At 50.3% G+C, this 19307-nt stretch carries 17 protein-coding genes; 8 read left to right on the top strand and 9 right to left on the bottom strand.

Annotated features, from left to right (window positions below; genetic code table 11):
- Window positions 1-238: 238 nt before the first annotated feature.
- The 6 genes from JRI95_10840 to JRI95_10815 all read right to left on the bottom strand — a co-directional run bounded on the left by JRI95_10840 (window position 239) and on the right by JRI95_10815 (window position 6710).
- Window positions 239-1204: an XcyI family restriction endonuclease gene (locus tag JRI95_10840; GenBank protein ID MBW2062043.1), complete on the bottom strand. Its 966-nt coding sequence runs from the start codon at window positions 1202-1204 to the stop codon at window positions 239-241.
- A 4-nt stretch (window positions 1205-1208) separates the two neighbouring features.
- On the bottom strand, window positions 1209-2636 hold the full coding sequence (locus tag JRI95_10835) for a site-specific DNA-methyltransferase (protein ID MBW2062042.1): 1428 nt from the start codon (window positions 2634-2636) through the stop codon (window positions 1209-1211).
- A gap of 260 nt (window positions 2637-2896) precedes the next feature.
- Window positions 2897-3769 carry a deoxyribonuclease IV gene (locus JRI95_10830; GenBank protein MBW2062041.1) on the bottom strand — a complete coding sequence of 291 codons (873 nt, stop codon included), beginning with the start codon at window positions 3767-3769 and terminating at the stop codon, window positions 2897-2899.
- A gap of 185 nt (window positions 3770-3954) precedes the next feature.
- Window positions 3955-5004, bottom strand: coding sequence for a deoxyguanosinetriphosphate triphosphohydrolase (locus JRI95_10825; GenBank protein MBW2062040.1), 1050 nt, complete (start codon window positions 5002-5004; stop codon window positions 3955-3957).
- A gap of 81 nt (window positions 5005-5085) precedes the next feature.
- Complete coding sequence (locus JRI95_10820; protein ID MBW2062039.1) at window positions 5086-5469, bottom strand: response regulator; 384 nt, start codon at window positions 5467-5469, stop codon at window positions 5086-5088.
- 23 nt (window positions 5470-5492) lie between these two features.
- Window positions 5493-6710: a glycosyl transferase gene (locus JRI95_10815; protein ID MBW2062038.1), complete on the bottom strand. Its 1218-nt coding sequence runs from the start codon at window positions 6708-6710 to the stop codon at window positions 5493-5495.
- Between the two features lie 206 nt (window positions 6711-6916).
- Between JRI95_10815 and JRI95_10810 the strand changes: the two genes are divergently transcribed.
- The 8 genes from JRI95_10810 to JRI95_10775 all read left to right on the top strand — a co-directional run bounded on the left by JRI95_10810 (window position 6917) and on the right by JRI95_10775 (window position 15026).
- Window positions 6917-7978 (top strand): hypothetical protein, encoded by a 1062-nt coding sequence (locus tag JRI95_10810; protein MBW2062037.1) that lies wholly within the window; start codon window positions 6917-6919, stop codon window positions 7976-7978.
- A 188-nt stretch (window positions 7979-8166) separates the two neighbouring features.
- Window positions 8167-9231: a hypothetical protein gene (locus JRI95_10805; GenBank protein MBW2062036.1), complete on the top strand. Its 1065-nt coding sequence runs from the start codon at window positions 8167-8169 to the stop codon at window positions 9229-9231.
- 465 nt (window positions 9232-9696) lie between these two features.
- Complete coding sequence (locus JRI95_10800; protein MBW2062035.1) at window positions 9697-10470, top strand: cyclic nucleotide-binding domain-containing protein; 774 nt, start codon at window positions 9697-9699, stop codon at window positions 10468-10470.
- 16 nt (window positions 10471-10486) lie between these two features.
- A complete protein-coding gene (locus JRI95_10795; GenBank protein ID MBW2062034.1) occupies window positions 10487-10888 on the top strand; it encodes a cyclic nucleotide-binding domain-containing protein in 402 nt (133 codons plus the stop codon).
- A 274-nt stretch (window positions 10889-11162) separates the two neighbouring features.
- Window positions 11163-11966, top strand: coding sequence for an NAD-dependent protein deacylase (locus JRI95_10790; protein MBW2062033.1), 804 nt, complete (start codon window positions 11163-11165; stop codon window positions 11964-11966).
- Window positions 11967-12095: 129 nt separating this feature from the next.
- Window positions 12096-12374 (top strand): ACT domain-containing protein, encoded by a 279-nt coding sequence (locus JRI95_10785; protein ID MBW2062032.1) that lies wholly within the window; start codon window positions 12096-12098, stop codon window positions 12372-12374.
- 3 nt (window positions 12375-12377) lie between these two features.
- Complete coding sequence (locus JRI95_10780) at window positions 12378-13736, top strand: PFL family protein (protein ID MBW2062031.1); 1359 nt, start codon at window positions 12378-12380, stop codon at window positions 13734-13736.
- A 270-nt stretch (window positions 13737-14006) separates the two neighbouring features.
- Window positions 14007-15026: an SMP-30/gluconolactonase/LRE family protein gene (locus tag JRI95_10775; GenBank protein ID MBW2062030.1), complete on the top strand. Its 1020-nt coding sequence runs from the start codon at window positions 14007-14009 to the stop codon at window positions 15024-15026.
- A 126-nt stretch (window positions 15027-15152) separates the two neighbouring features.
- Here the strand turns inward: JRI95_10775 and JRI95_10770 are convergent, their stop codons facing one another.
- From JRI95_10770 to JRI95_10760, 3 genes are all read right to left on the bottom strand, one after another.
- On the bottom strand, window positions 15153-16037 hold the full coding sequence (locus tag JRI95_10770) for a hypothetical protein (protein MBW2062029.1): 885 nt from the start codon (window positions 16035-16037) through the stop codon (window positions 15153-15155).
- A gap of 123 nt (window positions 16038-16160) precedes the next feature.
- On the bottom strand, window positions 16161-17477 hold the full coding sequence (locus JRI95_10765) for a radical SAM protein (GenBank protein ID MBW2062028.1): 1317 nt from the start codon (window positions 17475-17477) through the stop codon (window positions 16161-16163).
- A gap of 79 nt (window positions 17478-17556) precedes the next feature.
- A complete protein-coding gene (locus JRI95_10760; GenBank protein ID MBW2062027.1) occupies window positions 17557-19074 on the bottom strand; it encodes an SPASM domain-containing protein in 1518 nt (505 codons plus the stop codon).
- Window positions 19075-19307 lie beyond the last annotated feature (233 nt).

Here is a 19307-nt window from a genome sequence, read left to right as displayed (position 1 = left end):
TATTGTGTGATGTAATCATTTATTACATGCCTACAATTATCAGGCCATTTCGGCACTAATTACCCGTTATTATTAGCTTTATTCAATTTGATCGGGGTGAACTTCCGTTATAAATCGTCAAAGAGAATTCTATTTTAAGATGCTAATAAAAACATACACGGTGCAGTTTACCATATTCAATTTTTTCCAAAATTAAAATTACCACAAATGAAGCTTATATTCGAAGATAAAATTAGCCCTAGATTAACCGAAGTGTATGATGGAAAAGTTCTCTAAGGAACTCTTCTCGAGTCGTTGAATCATCCAATATCTGTACAATGTCAAAAAACCGTTCAACTAAACGATCCTGACTTATACGCCGCTCCAATTCAGAGGTGAAGACGGCACCAAGGTAATAATTTCTGCAACGAACGCTTACCCCAACCGCATGTTGAAAGCTCTTTGTCGCAGCTCCATAACGTTCTAATGCACCAGCAGGATCAATTCCGCCCTTTATTTCTACAACCGCTAGTAGATCATTATCCTTCTTAAAAGATATATCCGGTTCCGAGCCGAACCGCATGGCTACGTCACCTCGAAGCGTACATAAATTCGGAATGTTTTCATAAATATCCTCTTTTGTAAGTTTTGGGTCTGTAATTAGATCATGATCGATAAGCCACTCAAGGATAAGGGTATTGATCCGCTCTTCAGCAATCGTTCCTATTTTATTTCGCATTGCACCATCAATCGAGATACCAAGCGTTGCAATTATTGTTCTAGTGCCATTTTCAAGAGTCCAGTCTGTTGAATTTTTCACGATAGAACAAATAAAAGCATTGTAAGTTCTAGCCATTTTAAGAGCTTTATCGTTATCTATTCTGGCTCTTGGATTGCCCGCTTCAAGGTTTTCAACGCTGCCAAAATAATCCTTTGCTGCTTTTATAGACAGTCCACATAGACCCCGATAATATAAGCTTGTGGTAGGGTGGGATAAAAGGATGTTAGGATGACAAAATACAAATTTTGGGTCATAATCCTTGTTCTCAACAGCATATTTCCAAATCTGCTGCTCAATTAGCAAGTGTTCTAGAGGCTTCCAATGAAGCTCTTTCCCATATTCCTGAATAAGGTTGATAGCTTTTAAATCTTTTCTCTTTTGGAGGGAGGTTACAATTAAAAGTGATTTAACAAGGCGAAGTTTTTCAGTATAGGTATTGGTCATGATTTTATTTCGACCAAATATAAGTACATTTTCTTAGTTCATTTCTCCCATGATTACCCATTTGCTGACTGCTGTTACCTTTGCCCTTTTGTAAAACCCAAATCATTTCAACGGAAAGACCTGCACTAGTAGCAAAATCCGAAAGAATTAAGTCTACTGGTATTTCTTCTCCGTAATACTGGACATTGTCATTGACCATAATCACATGACCGTTTGGAGCAAGAATTCGTCCAAGTTCTTGGATAACCAAGTTCATTTCAAAAAAATAATTCTCTACCATGTTGGGTATGTTGTTATTATTCAATCTTCTTTTTTCCCGAGCGGTATTAAGCAGATTCAAAATTTCTTGTAATGCTTTCTGGTTATAGAATGTATTGAGAGCAGAATTATAATGATTCATTCTGTTCATTGAGTTATATTCTTCAGCTAATTGTTTGCGCTTGGTTTTGTTTTCTACTGTGGCAGAAAGAAGTGTTTGTCGCAATTTTTTGATGCCGTCATCGGTGTAACCAAGAAAGGCTAATTCGAGTGCATAGGTTCGAGTATAATCATAGCGGTTACAATAAGGAGGGGAAGTAATAATTAAATCAATAGATGCATCTGGTAATTTAGGTAATTCAGTAAGACAAGAACCATCTATAATTTTCATCTTTCGAAAATCTATCCGCTTTTTTCTTCTTTTTATATCTTCATGCATTAGATATAATTTGTTTAGAATTGATGATCGTAAGTCAGGAATGGTTCCTTTGTTAAATTTTGATTCTAAACGCCGGTTTGAGCGAAAATCCCATCGAAGATATTGCCCATCCTTTCTAGTGTAGCTAACTTCTTCGAGAATGGAGAGCCAGGCAAAAAAGAATAAAGATCGTACATCATCCCTATCAATTTCTTCCAGGAATGCGCTATAGGCAGAAAAGGCTTTCTCAGTCTGTTTAGGAAAAGCATTCTTGGTAATACGCAAATGAGGAAATTGATAACCATTGGATCGGTGTGTATCAAAAGGTAATTCTTCTAACTTCTTTAAATAATACTCAAATGATTTTAAATTAACTTTTTCGGCTATCAACCGTGCTCGAATTGCGGTGGTTCCAACTGGTAAAAGCTCAATGCCAATTGCTTTACATCCCATTCTAACCGCTATCGTTAAAGTAGTGCCCACACCAGCAAAAGGATCCAACACTCGAGGGGGTGAGTTCGCAATTGTAGGAAATTTTTGTAATATATATTTGACAAAATCAGAAGAAAAGGCTTCTTTGTATTTAAGCCAGCGATAAAATGGGGAATTTTTATTGGCCTGGAAGGACACTAATGCACGAGTAAGCTCTGGATTGGTTATGAGCTTGCTTGAATATCGGCTATGAAGTGCCAAGCGTTCGTAATTCGGTATCCGAGTTGCAGCTGTAATTTTCTTTCGGGCGGAGGCTTCAGACATAATTCTTTTTTGAAATTAAATTATGTTAGTCGAAAAATAAATCGTAAACTTAAAAGAATAATAAAGGCTATAGTCTTCTATATGATGGAGTATAAGCCAGAAGAACTTGAAGGTCAAGAAAAAACTAACACAAGATATAGTGGTTAAAGATTAAATAATAACAAGATATTGTATTATCTATCGATGATAGAAATAAAAATTTCTTTGTAAGGGCCTGAAGTTAGATCAAATCTAAAATACATGAAGCCGAAGAAGTAATCCTACAACTTCCCATACCCCCGCCACCTTTTAACCCTTTTCATGTTGATGAGGTCGTTTGCTTCGCTTTCGCGCGGGGTTTCCATGAGTCCGGCCAGGTGGTTCAGGGCCGGATGCCGGACCAGCCGGGCCAGGCCTCGCGCCCCGATCTGTCCCAGACCGATGGGGCCGTGCCGGTCGCGAAGGGAACCCAGGGGTACCAGAGAGTCATTGAGGTGGATCAGGGCCAGGCGGTCCAGGCCCAGGACGCGGTCGAACTCAGCCAGCATCTCCTCCTGGCCGCGCGGCCGGGCCAGGTTGTAGCCCGCGCCCCAGGCATGGGCGGTGTCCAGGCAGATGCCGATGTGAAGTTCCCTTTCTGCTTCAGCCTTAATGGCCTCATGTATCCGGGCCAGTTCAGGCAGGCTGTCTCCCAGCTCACCCTTCTGGCCGCTCGTGTTTTCAAGGAGAAAGGTTACCTTCACATTCTCATCAAGCTCAGCCAGGGCTTGAGCCACGCTTTGCCCCACCCTGATAACGGCTTTTTCCCGTGACTTGCCTGGCGCTACATGGCCGGGGTGCGCCACCAGGAAATCTGCACCAAGCTGATCGGCCCGGATCATCTCTTCAGACAGTACTCGAATGGATTTCTCAAGAAGTTCAGGTATATGGGTGGCAAGGTTGGGCAGGTAAGGCAGATGGATCGCCAGGGGCGCAAGCCCGGCTTCCTCACGGGCGCGGCGAAAGGCGGTTACCTCCTGCGGGTCAAGGGGCTTGCCTTTCCAGGCCCTGGGGCTGCGTGAAAATATCTGCATGGCTTCACAGCCAATGCGCACACCCCGTTCAACGGCCGCCACCAGCCCGCCTCGAATGGGAATGTGAAATCCAAGGCGCATTACAGTGCTGACTTTGTTCGCCGGTTCAAAGAAATCCCCCTCAGTCCCCCTTTAGAAAAGGGGGATTCTTAAGCCCTACTGACCTTTGTCCAATATTATAACCTCATTAATAAACAGATAAACTTTTTAAGGCTTTCCCCAGACAAAGGTGGGATTTTTCCGGCTGCATGAATCATGGAATGAGCCTAATAAATTGCCCATGGTTTGGGAAGGAAGATATGCTGGTATAGGTCCAGGGCGTAGCGGTCAGTCATGCCAGCAATGAAGTCGCACACCTCCCGGGCCCTTTGAACCTCATTCTCAGGCCAGGGGCCGATCTCTTGTGTGAAAAAATCCTTTTCAGACATAAATATTTCATAAAGTTCGCTGACAACTTTGGCGCTGCGTGTGAAGTCTTTGTGGATACGATTCACGTCATACACATAATCAAAAAGAAAATCTCTAAGAATATTTATGGCTTGTCCAACACTGGAGGAAAAGCCCAGCTCGATCTCCTGGCCGTTGATCCGTGTGTTTCTGACCAGGTCGAGCACCATGGTGTTGATGCGGACCGAGGTCCTGTTTCCCAGGATTTTAATACATTCAGGCGGGATATCGGTTTCCTTGATCACACCGCCTCTCAGGGCGTCCTCGATATCGTGCGTGGTGTAAGCGATGATATCGGCGATTCTGACGACACGGCCTTCGACTGTAAAGGCCATTTCGTCCGGGTCTGGAGAGAAGATAGGGCTTTTGCCTTTGGAGTGTTTTACGATTCCGTCTCGTACTTCAGCGGTCAGGTTGAGGCCTTTTCCGTTTTTTTCAAGGTGGTCTGTGACCCGCAAGCCGTGTTGGTGATGTGAAAACCCGTTGGGAAAGATTTCATTGAGCACCTCTTCGCCGGCGTGACCAAAAGGGGTGTGTCCGAGGTCATGCCCCAGGCTGATGGCCTCGGTCAGGTCTTCATTCAGCCGTAGAGCCCGGCTGATGGTGCGCGCGATCTGGGCCACTTCCAGGGTATGGGTCAGCCGGGTGCGGTAATGATCGCCGGTCGGGGCCAGGAAGACCTGAGTTTTATGTTTCAGGCGCCGGAAGGCCTTGCTGTGTGTAATGCGGTCGCGGTCCCGCTGAAAAGCGGTTCTGAGTTCGCATTCGGGTTCAAAAACGAGTCGGCCCCGCGTTTCAGCCGCCCGGGCCGCGTAAGGGGCCAGGGTGAGTCGCTCCTGTTCTTCAATCTCACAGCGCAGTAAAATCATGGTCGGTTAAAACTGCCGCCTTCGTTGGTTTGGGGCCATCGGCCCGAGGTGCGGCGTATAAAAGGGAGCGTCCGGAAGGAGTCACGTCCCGGGGATATGAGCCTCGAGGGCGGTGACTATCTTGCTTTTCAACTCCGTGAGGTCAAACGATTTGATGACATAGTGATCCGCGGCAATGGATTTTATATCCTCCTTGAAGGTGTCATAGGCCGTGCAAAGAATGACGGGCAGGCTGTAATACTTGTTCCGGATTTCTTGGAGGAGATCCAGCCCGTTATAGTCAATCATCTTGATATCAAGGACCACCAGGTCAGGTTTTTCGTGCTCAATTTTTTCTAAAAGCTTGTAACCACTTTCCGTTGTAACGACTTCGTAGCCTTCATCGCTGAGCTCTTCGGAATAAAGAAAACGGATATGTTCTTCATCGTCAACGATGAGGATTTTTTTTGTAGTGTTTTCCGGCATGCTGAAACCTCCAATGTTTACGTCTAGTCAGGCCAATTTTCAACAAGATAAGGTTTTGTCTCTTCAAAGACCAGGGCTTCGTTTTCAATGAATTCTTCAGCTTCCTGGATGGACATTCTTTCGGTTTTTTTCACAAAGGACAGGGTTTTGCCATAGTAGAGCGGGATGAGGGCATCCAGTAAGGCATCGAAGTCACCGCCGACCGCGTTCTTATAGGCGATAGCCGTGTCATACAGAACCTTGACCCAGACGTGGGTGGGGAAGTCAAATTTATCCTCATTGAGGCTTCTAATTTCATCGAGCTTGTCTAGGATTGGCTTCGAAAGGGCCTCTCGCCACAAGTCATAGTTTTTGTCAAACCCGTTGATAAAGTTTTGATACAGCTTTTCTCGGTCAACGTGAACCGGCGGCGGCAGCTCCACCTCACCCAGGCCGAAGCCGAAGATGGCAGTCGGTTTGCTCCATTTGACCGCCTTCCAGAATTCAGCCAAGGATATCATCATTTCAAAGATGGTGCCAACCACCTGCCGGAACATCGGTCCCAGGTCAGAGCTGGGGTCCTTGGGCTTGTGGATCTTGGGCCGGCCCATGAAGGTCTGACAGGTGGGGATACCGTTGTTCATGGCCAGGGTGGTCATCCAGATATCAATACCGAACTGTGAAACGGCTTGGTTCCAGGTATCAGAGGAGGAGTAAATTCCTGCCAGCTTACCTGAAAATCCAAAGTCACCGCCAATGGGCTGCCGGACGCGGCGTCCATAGAGGGCCCTTGTTATGGGGTAAGCGATGGCATTGGTGATGGTGCCATCATACTTGTGGCGAACATAGAGCGGCGCCACGTACCCAAAATCCTGCGTCAGGGGATCGCCCAGACGCTTGATCCAGAGGGGAGTGATGCTTTTTAAGTCGGCGTCAACCACGATGATCGAGTCGGCTTTAAGTTCGATCGCTTTTTGAAACAGGTTTTTAAAATTATTACCTTTGCCTTTAACACCCTCCGGGGTACTGATATAAATTTTCGGCACCTTGGTGGGTGTGTTTAAAAAAACATCCCTGGTGCCATCTGTTGAATGGTTGTCACAGTTAATGATCACTGATTTTTTATCGCCAAAAAACTCGATCAGCCCTTCACCGGCCTTGATGGTGGGAAAGCCGATGCCTTCGGCTTCATTATACGAAGGAATGCTGACGATGATTTCGGCTGAGCTAATGCCTTCAGGATTTATTTCCTCGGCGATCATGATTCTCACTCTTCTGGATTAAGATGTTGACGCTGCCAATAAAAGTATAATACACTTTTGTTAAGATAATATATTTATGCGTAGAATCCGTCAAGATTAATATGCACAATTTCAGGGTATTAGTCTGCCAGAGAGCGGACAGGCGTGAGCCGTTCCTCATTATTCCATCCTGAAAGTCTTTATCTGAAACAGGGGGCGAGCGGATTTTGAGCGGTAGTGAAAACCAGGGGAAGGTGGCCGTTGTCGGAGGCGGCCGGGCCTTCAAACAGCTGCTCAAAGCTCTTGAAGCTCTTGATAACGATCATGAGAAGGGGATGGTCCTGGAGATTGCGGCCGTGGCGGACGTGAACCCTGAAGCCCCGGGAATGGAATATGCCAGGCAGAAGGGCATTCAGGTCTTTACGGATTATCGTGAGATGATCGGCATGGAAGGCCTGGAGATCGTCATCGAGTTGACCGGCAAGCAGGAGGTGTGTCAGGCCCTGCGGAAGGAGCTGCCTCCCCAGGTTTCCTTGATGGATCATCGGACGGCCAGAATCATATGGGATTTGATTGGACTGGGTGAGGCGCGGCTGAGCCTGATTCGGAAGGAAACTCACGCTCAGAGATTGGCCGCGGTGGAAGAGATGGCCACTTATATCGCCCATGAAATACGCAACCCCCTTATGTCCTTGGGCGGTTACACACAGCGCCTGATCACCATGGACTGCCTGAAGGGTGAGGATTGCCTGCGCCGGACCCGAATCATCGTCGAGGAGGCTCGGCGCCTGGAAGCGGTCCTGCATAATATCTGGGACATGACCCGGCCGCTGGAAATCAATGTGGAACTGGCCGATTTCAACCAGATTGTGCGCGATTCCGTGGAACTGCTCCGCCCGGATCGGGAAAAGGCTGGAGTCGAGGTGCATCTCTCCCAGGAACCGGATATACCGCCGGCCCTGTTCGACCCTTACCTCATCAAGCAGGCCTGTCTGAATATTATTAAAAACGCCATCGAATCCATGCCGCGGGGAGGCAAAACAGCCATTTCCACTGAAATAGACAGGGACCACCTCCTCTTTCGCTGCATTGATTACGGGTTTGGCATCAAGAAAGAAGACCTGAGCCACGTCTTCAACCCCTTTTTTTCCACCAAGAAAGGCGCCCTGGGCCTGGGTCTGGCCATGGCCAAGAAAATTATCGAGGACCACGACGGCGAGATCAGGGTCACGGCCAGGGAAGGAAAAGGAACCGCCGTTGAATTCAGGCTGCCGCGCCAGCAGCCGTGATGCGCCAAAGGAGTCAGCCTTTGTTCAGGCCCGGCCTACGGCTTTTTTAACCTTGATGCTGATTTTTCTATTGTCTCCTCCAGCAACTAGTATATAATAATGACCGGTCCAGACTGAGCCGATGACCGGTCGCGGCTCGGTTGTGTTTCCCTCTCTTAAAGCCAAAAAAAAGAGGGGCTGAATTCAGAATGGACAAGCCAACTGAAAATCTTCCGCGTCCCTCCTGGGAAGGCCGCAAATGGCTGTGGGTTATCCCGGTCCTGGTTGTACTGATCCTGGCGCTTCTCCTGCTTAACCATTATTACCAGTGGTACCCCTGGACCGGGCGGCAGCCACCCCCGCCCGAAAAACAAAAAATACAGGAGCAGGCCGTCAAACCCAAACCGGCTCCGATCATTGATTATGACAAGATAGAAAAAAAAGCGGACAAGGACCTGAAAGCGCTGGTCGAAGAGCGAAAGAAAATGTTCGGGCTGGATAAGAGTGTGGATATGGTCGTCAAGTCCGGGGAGATGATCCGGGTAGGAAAGAAGGTCATCCCGCTCAACCAGATTCTGACTGAAATCGAGGCCCAGAAAAAGGGTGAAACCCCGACCAAGCAATCCCTCCTCCGCCGACCAAAGATCGCGGAACAAGACATAAATCAGAGGCCTGAATCAGTCAAACCACTCCTCCGCCACCCTGAAATCGTGGAAGAAGATATAGAACAGGGCCCCAAGTCACTCGTTTCTTCACTTAAAAAAACTCTCAAGCGTCCTTTTAAGTCCAAAGAGCCCGCCCCTACACGCTTGTCTGAGGCGCGGGAAGGCCTTCCGGATCAAAAAGTCACCCCAGGTCAAAAAGTCACCCTGGATCAACAAGTCACCCCGGGTCAAAAAGCCGCTCCAACTAAGCGTTCCGAGAGCTATTATGGGATTTACATTGTCCGGCCCGGGGACAACCTCTGGAACATCCACTTTGCCTTTCTTCGGGAGTATTTTGGCGCCAGAGGCATCAGGGTTTCACTCATAGCGGATGAACCTTTTGGCACCAAGAGCTCCGGCGTGGGCCGCATCCTCAAGTATGCCGAAAGCATGGTCTATATTTTCAATTTTAAAACCGGGAAGCTGTCCGAGAACCTGAACCTTCTGGACCCTTACCAGAAGATCGCGATCTTCAATCTGACCCTTTTAGATAGAATCCTCGGCGCCTTGACAGCCGAAAAAATCCATGTGATTCGCTTTGACGGCCGAGACCTCATCCTGCCAGACTAAGGGCAGATTCGGTTTCGCCATAAAGAACCTGCTTCAGTGTTCCAGGACCCATTAATTGACAAGGTTTAGATTGCTTTGGGGCGAGCGGCCCCGCAGTAAGAATTTATAATAATATCAATTGAATATTATCGCGAGTCCGTCGCTTTTACCCTGGACAGACCCGGCGAGACGCGTATCTACGTTTGCTTGTCAAGGGTATTTGCTTCGGAAGCTTCTAGAAGCTTCTAAAAGATCAAAGGTTGTCAGGACCTGGTTGCCTGAAGGACCATGTGGCCCTAGTCCGGTACCTTTTCACCGGGTCAGCGGCTCGAAATTAATAAAGGCAACCTGTCTTGGGGATTCAAACTAAGACTTGATTTAATGGTCTAAAATTATTATTCTAGCCGCCTGTGCACAAGATGCTGGGTGGAAAGGCCGTCTCCGTCTAAAAAAATATTTAATTTAATTAGGGGGAAGTAATCTGTCATGACAAACGTTAAAAATAAAATACCCCCGATCATGCAGTTAAATTATAAAAAGGGCGAACTGGTCATTAAGGAAGGCGACTACGGAATATCCATCTACAAGCTCCTTAAGGGAAAGGTAGAGATATTCACGCAGTCGAACGGCCGCGAAATCAAGCTGGCCACCATAGGACCGGGTGAGGTCATTGGGGAGATGGTTTTCCTTTACGGGGCCATCGAACCCCGGACCGCATCGGCCCGGGCTGTCGAGAATTCAAAACTGGAGATCTGGCATCCGGCCAGGCTCACGACCGAATACCAGCAGATGCCTTCGACCCTCAAATACATCATTGATCAGACCTTGAGACACCTCATTCGCATGAACAAGGTTTACAGCAGCCTGACCTTCAAACTGGAGGAAGAAAAAAAGAAGGAAACGGCCGGCGAGCCGCTGGATTCGAAGAGGCGATACTACCGTAAGGAAATCGGGCAATTATGTGAATACCGACCCATTGGTTCCGCGAGCGACATTCATTTGGAAGGGGTGCTCAAGGACATCAGCCGCGGCGGGCTGGCGCTTGGCATAAGCTCCGAAAACGTCGCCAACATTTCTCATGTGCCCGGGGATGAATTTTTCATCAGCACCACCCTGCCCAATGAGAAGCATCTGGATATAAACGCCAAAATCGTTACCATCAGAAAAGACGAGCAACCTGGCAGGGTCCTCCTGGGCATGGCCTTTACCCGTTTGACAGACCATGACAGAAAGATACTCGGGTTTTTCCTGATGCCTTAGAAGGAGTTTTAAAGCTATGTCCGTTGATCCGTTTTTATACTCCTATGTCGCCAGTGAAGAAATATACCCGGACAAGGCGGTCATCATCGAAGAAGGGACCAAGGGGTTCTGGGCCTACGTCATCCTGGAAGGGCAGGTAAAGGTCACGCAAAAGGCCCCCAAGGGCGTGGTCGTCGTGGATTCTCTCAGGGAAGGCGATATCTTCGGCGAACTGGTCATGTTCGAGCAAGGGGCAGGCGTTCGCAGCGCCACTATCACCGCAAACGGCACGGTCCGCGTCGGTATCCTGGACACGGAACGGCTGTCCGTCGAATATGATGTCCTCTCGCCCCAGCTCAAGGAACTTATCGGCGCGCTGATCGCCAGGCTGAAAGATATGACCCAAAAGGCCAGCGCCTTATCCCTGAAGGTCCGATAAAACGCTTCAAACCCCTCCCCAGCATAATGGTCCGGATTTCATTTTGTAGCCATGAGGCAAAAGAACTTTCCGTTTACATTCTTTTAGATAAAAATAAAATTCTCGCCATGATATACTATTGATATCGTTGTAAAATATCATGGCAGAGAACACTGGCGGCAAGGCAATTCCGCAAATTAAGGTCTTAAACGAAAAAAAGCGTCTCATGTCGTTTTTAAGGCGGTTTTTAGGTAAATCTTCACAGAGAGGCGCAGCCCCTCGCAAAGGAACAATCATGCATCAAGATTCGATTGAAGCAGCCGCGGAAATCATTGCCAAGGCAAACTATGCCGTCGCCTTCACCGGCGCGGGTATAAGCGCGGAAAGCGGCATACCCACCTTCCGCGATCCTGGAGGCATATGGGATCGGTTCGACCCCGGTGAACTGGGCACAGCAGGAGGCGCCATGCAGTTTGCCCAGCGTCATCCGGAGCGCATTCGAGAATTCTTAATAGAATCTGTAGCCACCTTTGAGAAGGCCGAACCCAACCCCGCGCACCACGGACTGGCGGAACTGGAAAAGATGGAAATATTACAAGGCGTCGTGACGCAGAACATTGACGACCTGCACTCCATGGCAGGCAACACCAGGGTCTTCGAGGTGCACGGCAACCTGTACCGGTTCAGGTGCACCTCCTGCGGGGTCGTTCAAAAATTCAGCCGCCAAGAAATCCTGAGCCGGGTGAAAAGAGCCTTAAGTGAGGAGCCTTTCAGTATGCAGACACTGCTGGCCGCACTGCCGCAATGTGACTGCCAGGGCTTGATGCGGCCGGACGTGGTCATGTTTGGCGAGGCGGTGCAGCAGGTGCCTGAAAGTTATCGCGAGGCCCAGCTTTCTGATGTCATCATTGTGCTTGGAACGAGCGGCGTCGTCTGGCCGGCGGCAGGCGTGCCTTATGAAGCCAAAAAAACTGACTCCAAGATCATCGAGATCAACCCTAGTGAAAACGCATTTAGGGATATCACTGATGTCTATGTCAAGGACCTGAGCGGCGCGGCCATGCCCAAGATAATCGAAAGGGTCAGGAATTTACGTTAATGAGCCAGGGACCTGGTTTTTACTCACATGTAAAGACCGGTCTTGAGTCTTACCGGAAAACCAACAAGGCGCTGACGGCTGACACTCTGCTTAATTCGGATTAATATAAATCAACCAGGCGGTGGAACCATGGAAAAGGAACTTTTGTTTATTACCGTGATCGGAAAAGACAGGAAGGGAATCGTGGCGAAAATTTCCGCCCTTTTATACGAGCTGGATATAAATATCGAGGACATCAGCCAGAAGATCACCGAGGGTTATTTCGTCATGACCATGCTGGTGGACATCCAGGATTCCGGTGTCCCCCTGGATAAAATCAGCTCTGAGCTTAAGACCGTGGCACAGGACCTCCAGGTGGACATTCAAATCCAGCATGAAAACATCTTGAAAATGATGCACCGGGTATGAGCCATGTCTATTTCCGTGGATGAAGTTTTCGAAACAGCCAGCATGATCCTGTACCACAATCTGGATATCAGGACGACCACCCTGGGGATTAACCTCAAGGACTGCTTTGATTCCGATTTTACCGGGTTCAAGGAGAAGGTTTATCACAAGGTTCACTCCCATGCCTGCCGCCTGGTCGAACAGGCAAAAAACCTGGAGTTAAAATACGGTATACCCATTGTCAATAAAAGGGTCTCTGTGACGCCGGTGAGCCTGATCATGGAAAGTCATGCCAGTCCGGAGAAGTACCTGGACCTGGCCCTAACCCTGGACCGGGCCGCCGCAGACGCGGGCATTGATTTTATCGGGGGGTTCGGCGCGCTGGTGCAGAAAGGTATGACCAGGTCCGAGGCCGTGCTCATCAAATCCCTGCCTGACGTCCTTTCTCAAACCGAAAGGGTTTGCTCCTTCTTAAACGCCGGGACGACCGAAGCCGGTTTGAACCTGGATGCAATCAACCTGCTCGGGAAGATGTTGAAGGAAACGGCTGCTAAAAGTAATAATGGCCTGGGCTGCGCCAGGTTCGTCGTTTTTGCCAACGCCCCGGAAGACAATCCCTTCATGGCCGGGGCCTTTCACGGGGTGGGTGAAGGCGACGTAACCCTGAACGTCGGCATCAGCGGCCCGGGGGTGGTCAGGAACGTGGTGGAAAAGAACCAGGACTGCGACCTGACGCAGCTCTCCGAGGTCATAAAAAGAACTGTCTTCAAGATAACGCGGGCCGGGGAACTCATCGGCCGGGAACTGGCCCGGAATATGAAGATCCCTTTTGGCATCGTGGACATATCGCTGGCCTCGACCGTGGCTGTCGGAGACTCCGTGGCCAACGTCATCGAGGCCTTTGGGATCGAACGAATCGGCGCCCATGGTTCCACCCTGGCCCTGGCGCTGCTCATGGACGCCGTAAAAAAAGGCGGGGCCATGGCCAGCGGCAACGTTGGAGGCCTGAGCGGCACCTTTATCCCAATCAGCGAAGACGCCGGTATGATTGAGGCCGTGAAAAAAGGGGCGCTCACGCTGGATAAACTGGAGGCCCTCACTGCGGTTTGCTCCGTGGGACTGGATATGTTCGCCGTTCCCGGTGACACTCCGGCAGAGACCATCAACGCCATCATCGCCGATGAGCTGGCCATCGGAATCATCGCCCACAAGACCACAGCCGTGCGCATCATACCCGTGCCAGGTAAACAGGCCGGCGACCTCGTCCAGTTCGGAGGGCTGCTGGGATCGGCCCCGGTCATGGAAGTGAACAGGTTTTCGGCAAAAAGGTTTATGTCCAGGGGCGGGCGGCTGCCGGCGCCGCTGACCAGCCTGAGAAACTGAGGCTCACTGGCTCCTCAGTCGAGGCACGCTCTCAGGCAGACCCTGGAAGGACTGGAATTCGCTTGACAACCATATCCAGGCATACTACTTTTTTGATAAGTCAACAATCAGCGGTCTAACAATAATTGCCATCCGGTGATGGAAATGAAACGGACGGGTCAGAAAATGCCGCTTTAAAGCCTCCGGGGGAGTCTTGCACCCCCGGAGGCTTTTTTTATAACCCCTAAAAAATAAACATTCACAAATTGACTCAAAGAAAGGAGAAGGAAAATGAGGACACAAAAAATGAGGCTCAGCATCCTCCTGGCCATAACCGCGATGCTGATTGCATTCCAGGTCCAGGGCCTTGCTTTGGCCGAGCAGACCAGGGTCTGGGTTTACACCAAGCTGCCCGGCGTTCCAGAGGGGCTTTGTATTGACTCCAAAAACAACCTTTATGCCACCGTGTCATTTACCGGGGAGCTGGTGAAGCTCAAAGACAATGGCGCTTACGATCACGTGGCCTGGGTCCCAACCAAGGCAGACAGCGGCAAGGGACAGGTCATCGGGATAGAAGCGGACAAGAGTGACAATATCCTGGTGACTTATAAGGAATTTTCAAAAAAATGGGAAGGCCTGCTTAATCCGCGTCACCCAGACTGCAACGATGTCACAGTCAAAAAGAGCGGGGTGTACAAGGTCAACCCCAGTACCGGCAAGGTCACACCGGTCCTGACCAGAGCTGAAGGCTGGCCCGTCTGCTTCCCGGACGACATTGCTGTTGACAACGCCGGTAACATCTATGTTTCCGACCTGACTTACTCGGGCATCTGGAAAATTTCGCCGGATGGCAAGGTTACCATGTGGTGCGACGACCCACTCCTGAACTGGTCGGACCCGTCGCTCGCCCTGGGGGTTAATGTCATTGTTCTTGATAAACAGCAAAAAAATATCTACGCCGCCACCACGACCATCGAGGGCCGCATCGTTAAAATACCCATTAAAAAAGACGGCAGCGCCGGTAAGCCCCGTTTTCATTCACGCATGCATACTTATTTCGACGGTATTGAGATTGACGATGAAGGATATATCTATGCCTCTGAGCCTGGACTCAACCAGATTATAGTGGTGTCCCCAAAGGCGGGTTTCGTAACGCCCCGAAAGGTCATTGCCCGAGGCGCGCCCCTGGAAGGCCCCACCAGCCTGGTCCTGCGAGACGGTGTGCTTTACACGGCCAATCTGGCGTATGGCTGGCCTGATGAGGCCAAATCCAATACTGTTATCGCCATCAAGGGCTTTACGAAGAAATAACTGTAAAGGAAGGGAGAAGGGGTCGGCCGTGCACTGCCTTCCCCTTTTTTGCGCTTGAGCCCGGTTTCGTGGGTCTAGGTGGCCCGGGAAACGGGTCTCTCTGACAAAACACCGCATTATCCGGGGTTAAACTTTTTCCGGGTATTTTTCGTGGACCTGTTCGACGATGCTGTTGCGCTTGAGGAAACGGCGGGGGTCCGCGTCCTGGATTTCCAGGATCTTGATGAGGTAGTTTTTCTGTTTTTCAATGGCCTTGTGATACAGGTTCTGGTGGATATTCCAGCGTGCCGCGAAATGCGAGGCCATGAAGCGGTCCGCGGCGTCGAGCGTCTTTTCCAGGCGGTGCGCCATGAAGTCATAGAACCCGACCGTCTTTCGGAGGAGGTCCACCTCGCTTTCGTAGTCGCCCACCCGGGCCTCCCTGAATTCGTGGTACAGGAACAAAAGCTTTTCCAGGTAAGTCCGGTCGGCCATCTGGGCCAGCAGGTCCGTGGTGCCCAGCATCTTGCCTAGAAGCTCCACCTCGGAGGAGGGGAACTCGATGGCGGAGATGTCCACCGCCAGATCGGTGCACAGAATCATGACCCGGCCTTCAGCTATTTCTTCGTGAGACAGGCCGAATTCAGCGCCGTGGCGCTCAAGAAAATCCATGCTGCGCTGGACGTGAAGGACGGTATACTTGGCGCCGGTGCCTTCGGTGTCGCGATCCTTCTGGATGTATCCCGCGTCATGAAGAATGGTGGCGATGAGAGACAGGATGATCTGGCGCTCGGTAAAGGCCTGGCCGTCAATGATGGCGCCGTGAATCAGACGGGCCTGGGCGAGAAAGGTGTCGGTTATGTGGTGCAGATCGTGAAACCCGGTATTGCAGGATTGATACTGCGGCCATTCCCCCTGGTAAAGGCTAACGGTCTTACGGAAGGCCAAGGTGACCGGGTCGAAGTTGAAGTCAGGAAAAATTAAATTGAGAATAAGGCGTCCCTCCTGGAGCACCTCCTCAGGAAAGTCCATGTTCACAAGCTGAGAAAGTTGTAAATTTAAGTTGTTGTTCAAATCAATTCTGGGAATTCTAATCCCCCCCCTCTCCGGAAAATGCGGACGCTTAATTGTCCTCCCCGCTTTTAATCAGTGCTTTTAAGCTGCCATTTTTTGATCCATAGCGTCCAGTAAAAGCTGCCTTGTAACCTGGCGATAAAAATCACAGCGATACGCGATAATACGATCGTCCTTTTTTTTCAACGCATGCGCAGTGGTGGCATAGCATCCCCCGCCGCAGACCCCTTCCAGTTCACAGCCTCGACATTGATCAATCTGTCCTATCCTTTGGGAATCGAGCATGGCCCGAAAGCGCGGAGTGTTCGTCAGAAGAGAAGGCGGCCCTTTTCCGGCAAATTGCCACAGGTTCCCGAGCTTAAGGTCGGTGTAGGAACAGCTATAGAGGCTGCCATCTGGCATAACGTCAATCGTTTTGCCGCCCATGGCGCGGCAGAAGTGCGGAGTTAAATCAGCCTCCGGCCGGATGATCCTGGCAAATGGGCGCTCCCAGTACCCGGTGATTGATATGCCTTTTTCTCTGGCCGCCTTTTTCAGGTTCATTATTTTATTAACCAGAGAAGAGACCGGCTGCTTAAGCCGATCCGTTAAATCCGGTTCAAGGGTGATGCTGAGCATCTTTCTTTGAGCCAGATACTGAATAAAGGTATCGCCTAAGGAGTCAAAGTTTTCCGAGCTTAAAATGACATGCACCGCCCGGACCGGCGTCCCGGCGGCCGCCAGCCTGGCAAAGCCTGTCTGCACAAGATCAAAGGTCGGCCGACCGCTTTTCGTTCGCCTGACCAGATCGTTGCCTGTCTTCGCTCCATCCAGGCTGGCAATGACCCTGACGTTGTATTTTTTCAGGGCGCGCGCCATTTGAGAGGTCATCAAGGAAGCATTGGTATTTATAGAAAAATGTACGTCCAGCCGGGGCTGGAGATGCTGGTGCGCATATTTAAGGGTCTTTTCCATGGCGCGCCAGTTAAGCAGGGGTTCGCCGCCCCCGAAGTTCAAGTCCATCCGGGTTTGCCCGTTTTCCAGTAAACCGCTGGCCACCCAATCCATGGCTGACCTGGCGGTTTCAAATGACATGCGGCCAGGTTTCAGAGGACGGCCGTTCAGATCGCTTCCAGCGAAATGGATACAATGGTGACAGCGAAAGTTGCAGCCCGTGGCCATATTGAGGCACAGGCCGGAAATCGCTTCGGGAGAAAGAACGCCGTACTGGCTCACGATCTCTTCACGCTCCGGTTTGCCCGCCTGGACCAGGAATCCCCGGCGAACAAACTCCTGAAGCAGTTCAGGCGGAATATACCTCTCCTCTGACAAAGCCCGGGAAGTCGAAAATGAATTGAGGGCGTTGGCGCTGTGGTTTTCGAGATACATCCCCAGTCCGAAAAAGGAATGAAAAATCACCTTAACGCCCCCAGAGCATGCCACTGATTGGAGGAAATCAGATTTCTTGTACATCATCGGAGACACGGCTGCAAGGGGTTTACTCAACGGCTGCACCTTTAAGCTGAGAAAATATCCCGGGCTGGCGATTCTTGAACTGAGAGATGAAGTATAAATTAATCTTGACGGCCTCCCGGACATATGCACAGGCGTTCTCACCCAGCGCCTCCAGCTTCCCTGTTTCATTAAAACTAGCCGCATAACAGCCGCCGCCGCACAGGCGCTGGGCAAAACAGTATTTGCACCTTGCGCTATCAATCCTGAACTGTCCTTTGGACAGGATCCATTTTTCAAACCTGGCGTATTTTGCCTGATTGAAGCCTTTTTTTACATCGCCCAGATAGAACCGGTTCTGGCCCAGGAAGGCTTCACAGGGGATAAGGTTGCCCACGGCGTCAATGGCCAGTGAGGCGTCGGCGACGCGGCAGGCCAGGGTGGTGTCCGGTTCTTTTGGTTCGGCCAGCCTCAGGGCGTAGTTGCCTGGCAGGTTGTAGCGGTCCACGTGCCTGACGGGATTTTTGGAGTTTAAATACTCGATGTAGTAATCCGCGTACTCGATATAATTTTGCCGCCAGGTGTCAAAGTCCTGCTCAAAGACCTCTGGGAGAACGGTTTTGCCCAGGATATAGTGATTGAGTTCCTTGATTTCAACGCATTCAGCTGGCAGGCAATGCAGGGCCTCAGCCGCGCCCACAAAATCGTAAGGAAAAGGCACGATGCATGTGGCGGAATGAGGGATTTTTTCGCGGGCCATCCGCTTCAAATTGCCCTTCACGCAGTCAAAAGAAGAGCCTTTTTTTTGATTGGCAAAGGGACGGTTCCGGTCATGGACCTCCTTGAACGCGTCCAGGCTCACGATCACCGTGGAGAACTCCGGGAATTCGGCGAAAATATCGAATATCTCCTGGTTATAAATGGTGCCGTTGGTGGACAGGATGGGATGGACCTTGGTCTTGAGGTTACGGTGGTTGAGGTCCTGGAGGCCCCGGGCCAGGAGAAAGGTCGCCCCGGGATTCAGCATGGGTTCGCCTCCATAAAGAAAGACAGTGATGACCGGGTGGGCCTCGCTTTTGACGATATGGCTGATAAAACCGAGAACCTCCCGCGCCGTGGCCTCAGACATGAAAGACGGTTTTTGACCCAGGCTGCCGCGCTGGTTGAAGCAGTAGCTGCAGGCCAGGTTGCAGCCCTGTGAGATGTAAACGCTGATGGCCGAAGGCAGCATCGGCGAATGAAATCGCTTCTGCCTCGGTTCCGGGGCTAAATCAGGGTGGGTTCCGTTCTGGAACAGTTCTATTTCCTTGATCAGGTTCTGGCAGGCCTGGCCGTATTGTGACTTTAGTGATTTATATATCCGGCGGCGCTGCCTGACCGGAAGAGCCAGGGCCGCAAAGGCCTGTTGGGCAAACTCGGGCAGGGAGTCAACAAAGAACCCGTTATGTCCGTTAAAAAAAAAGCCCTTACCGTTCACGCTGAAATAAATGACCAGCCCTTTTTTATCAACGGGAATGGTAAAATCTTCTTGTTGAGAAACGATCTTGGCGGCCTCGGCAGGCACGATCTTCACCTATAAATAGCAAGGCTGACCCATCAGGGGGGATGGTTCCCCCTGATGAGCGGAAATAAAGCCAGGAACCCTTAACAGCCGGCTTCTTTAGGATCCTGTGCCATTCCCGAGCAGCCGCATCCCGCTATGACAGGGGAAAACGTGCCAAAGTCAAAGGGAGAAATAGATTTAAAAGTTGAGCCAGTATAAGCTCCTCCTAGGACCTTTTTCAGCTCTTCATTGCT

It is taken from the genome of Deltaproteobacteria bacterium (genome assembly GCA_019308995.1).
Lineage (GTDB): Bacteria > Desulfobacterota > Desulfarculia > Adiutricales > JAFDHD01 > JAFDHD01.
This window is presented reverse-complemented; position numbering and strand designations above follow the sequence as displayed.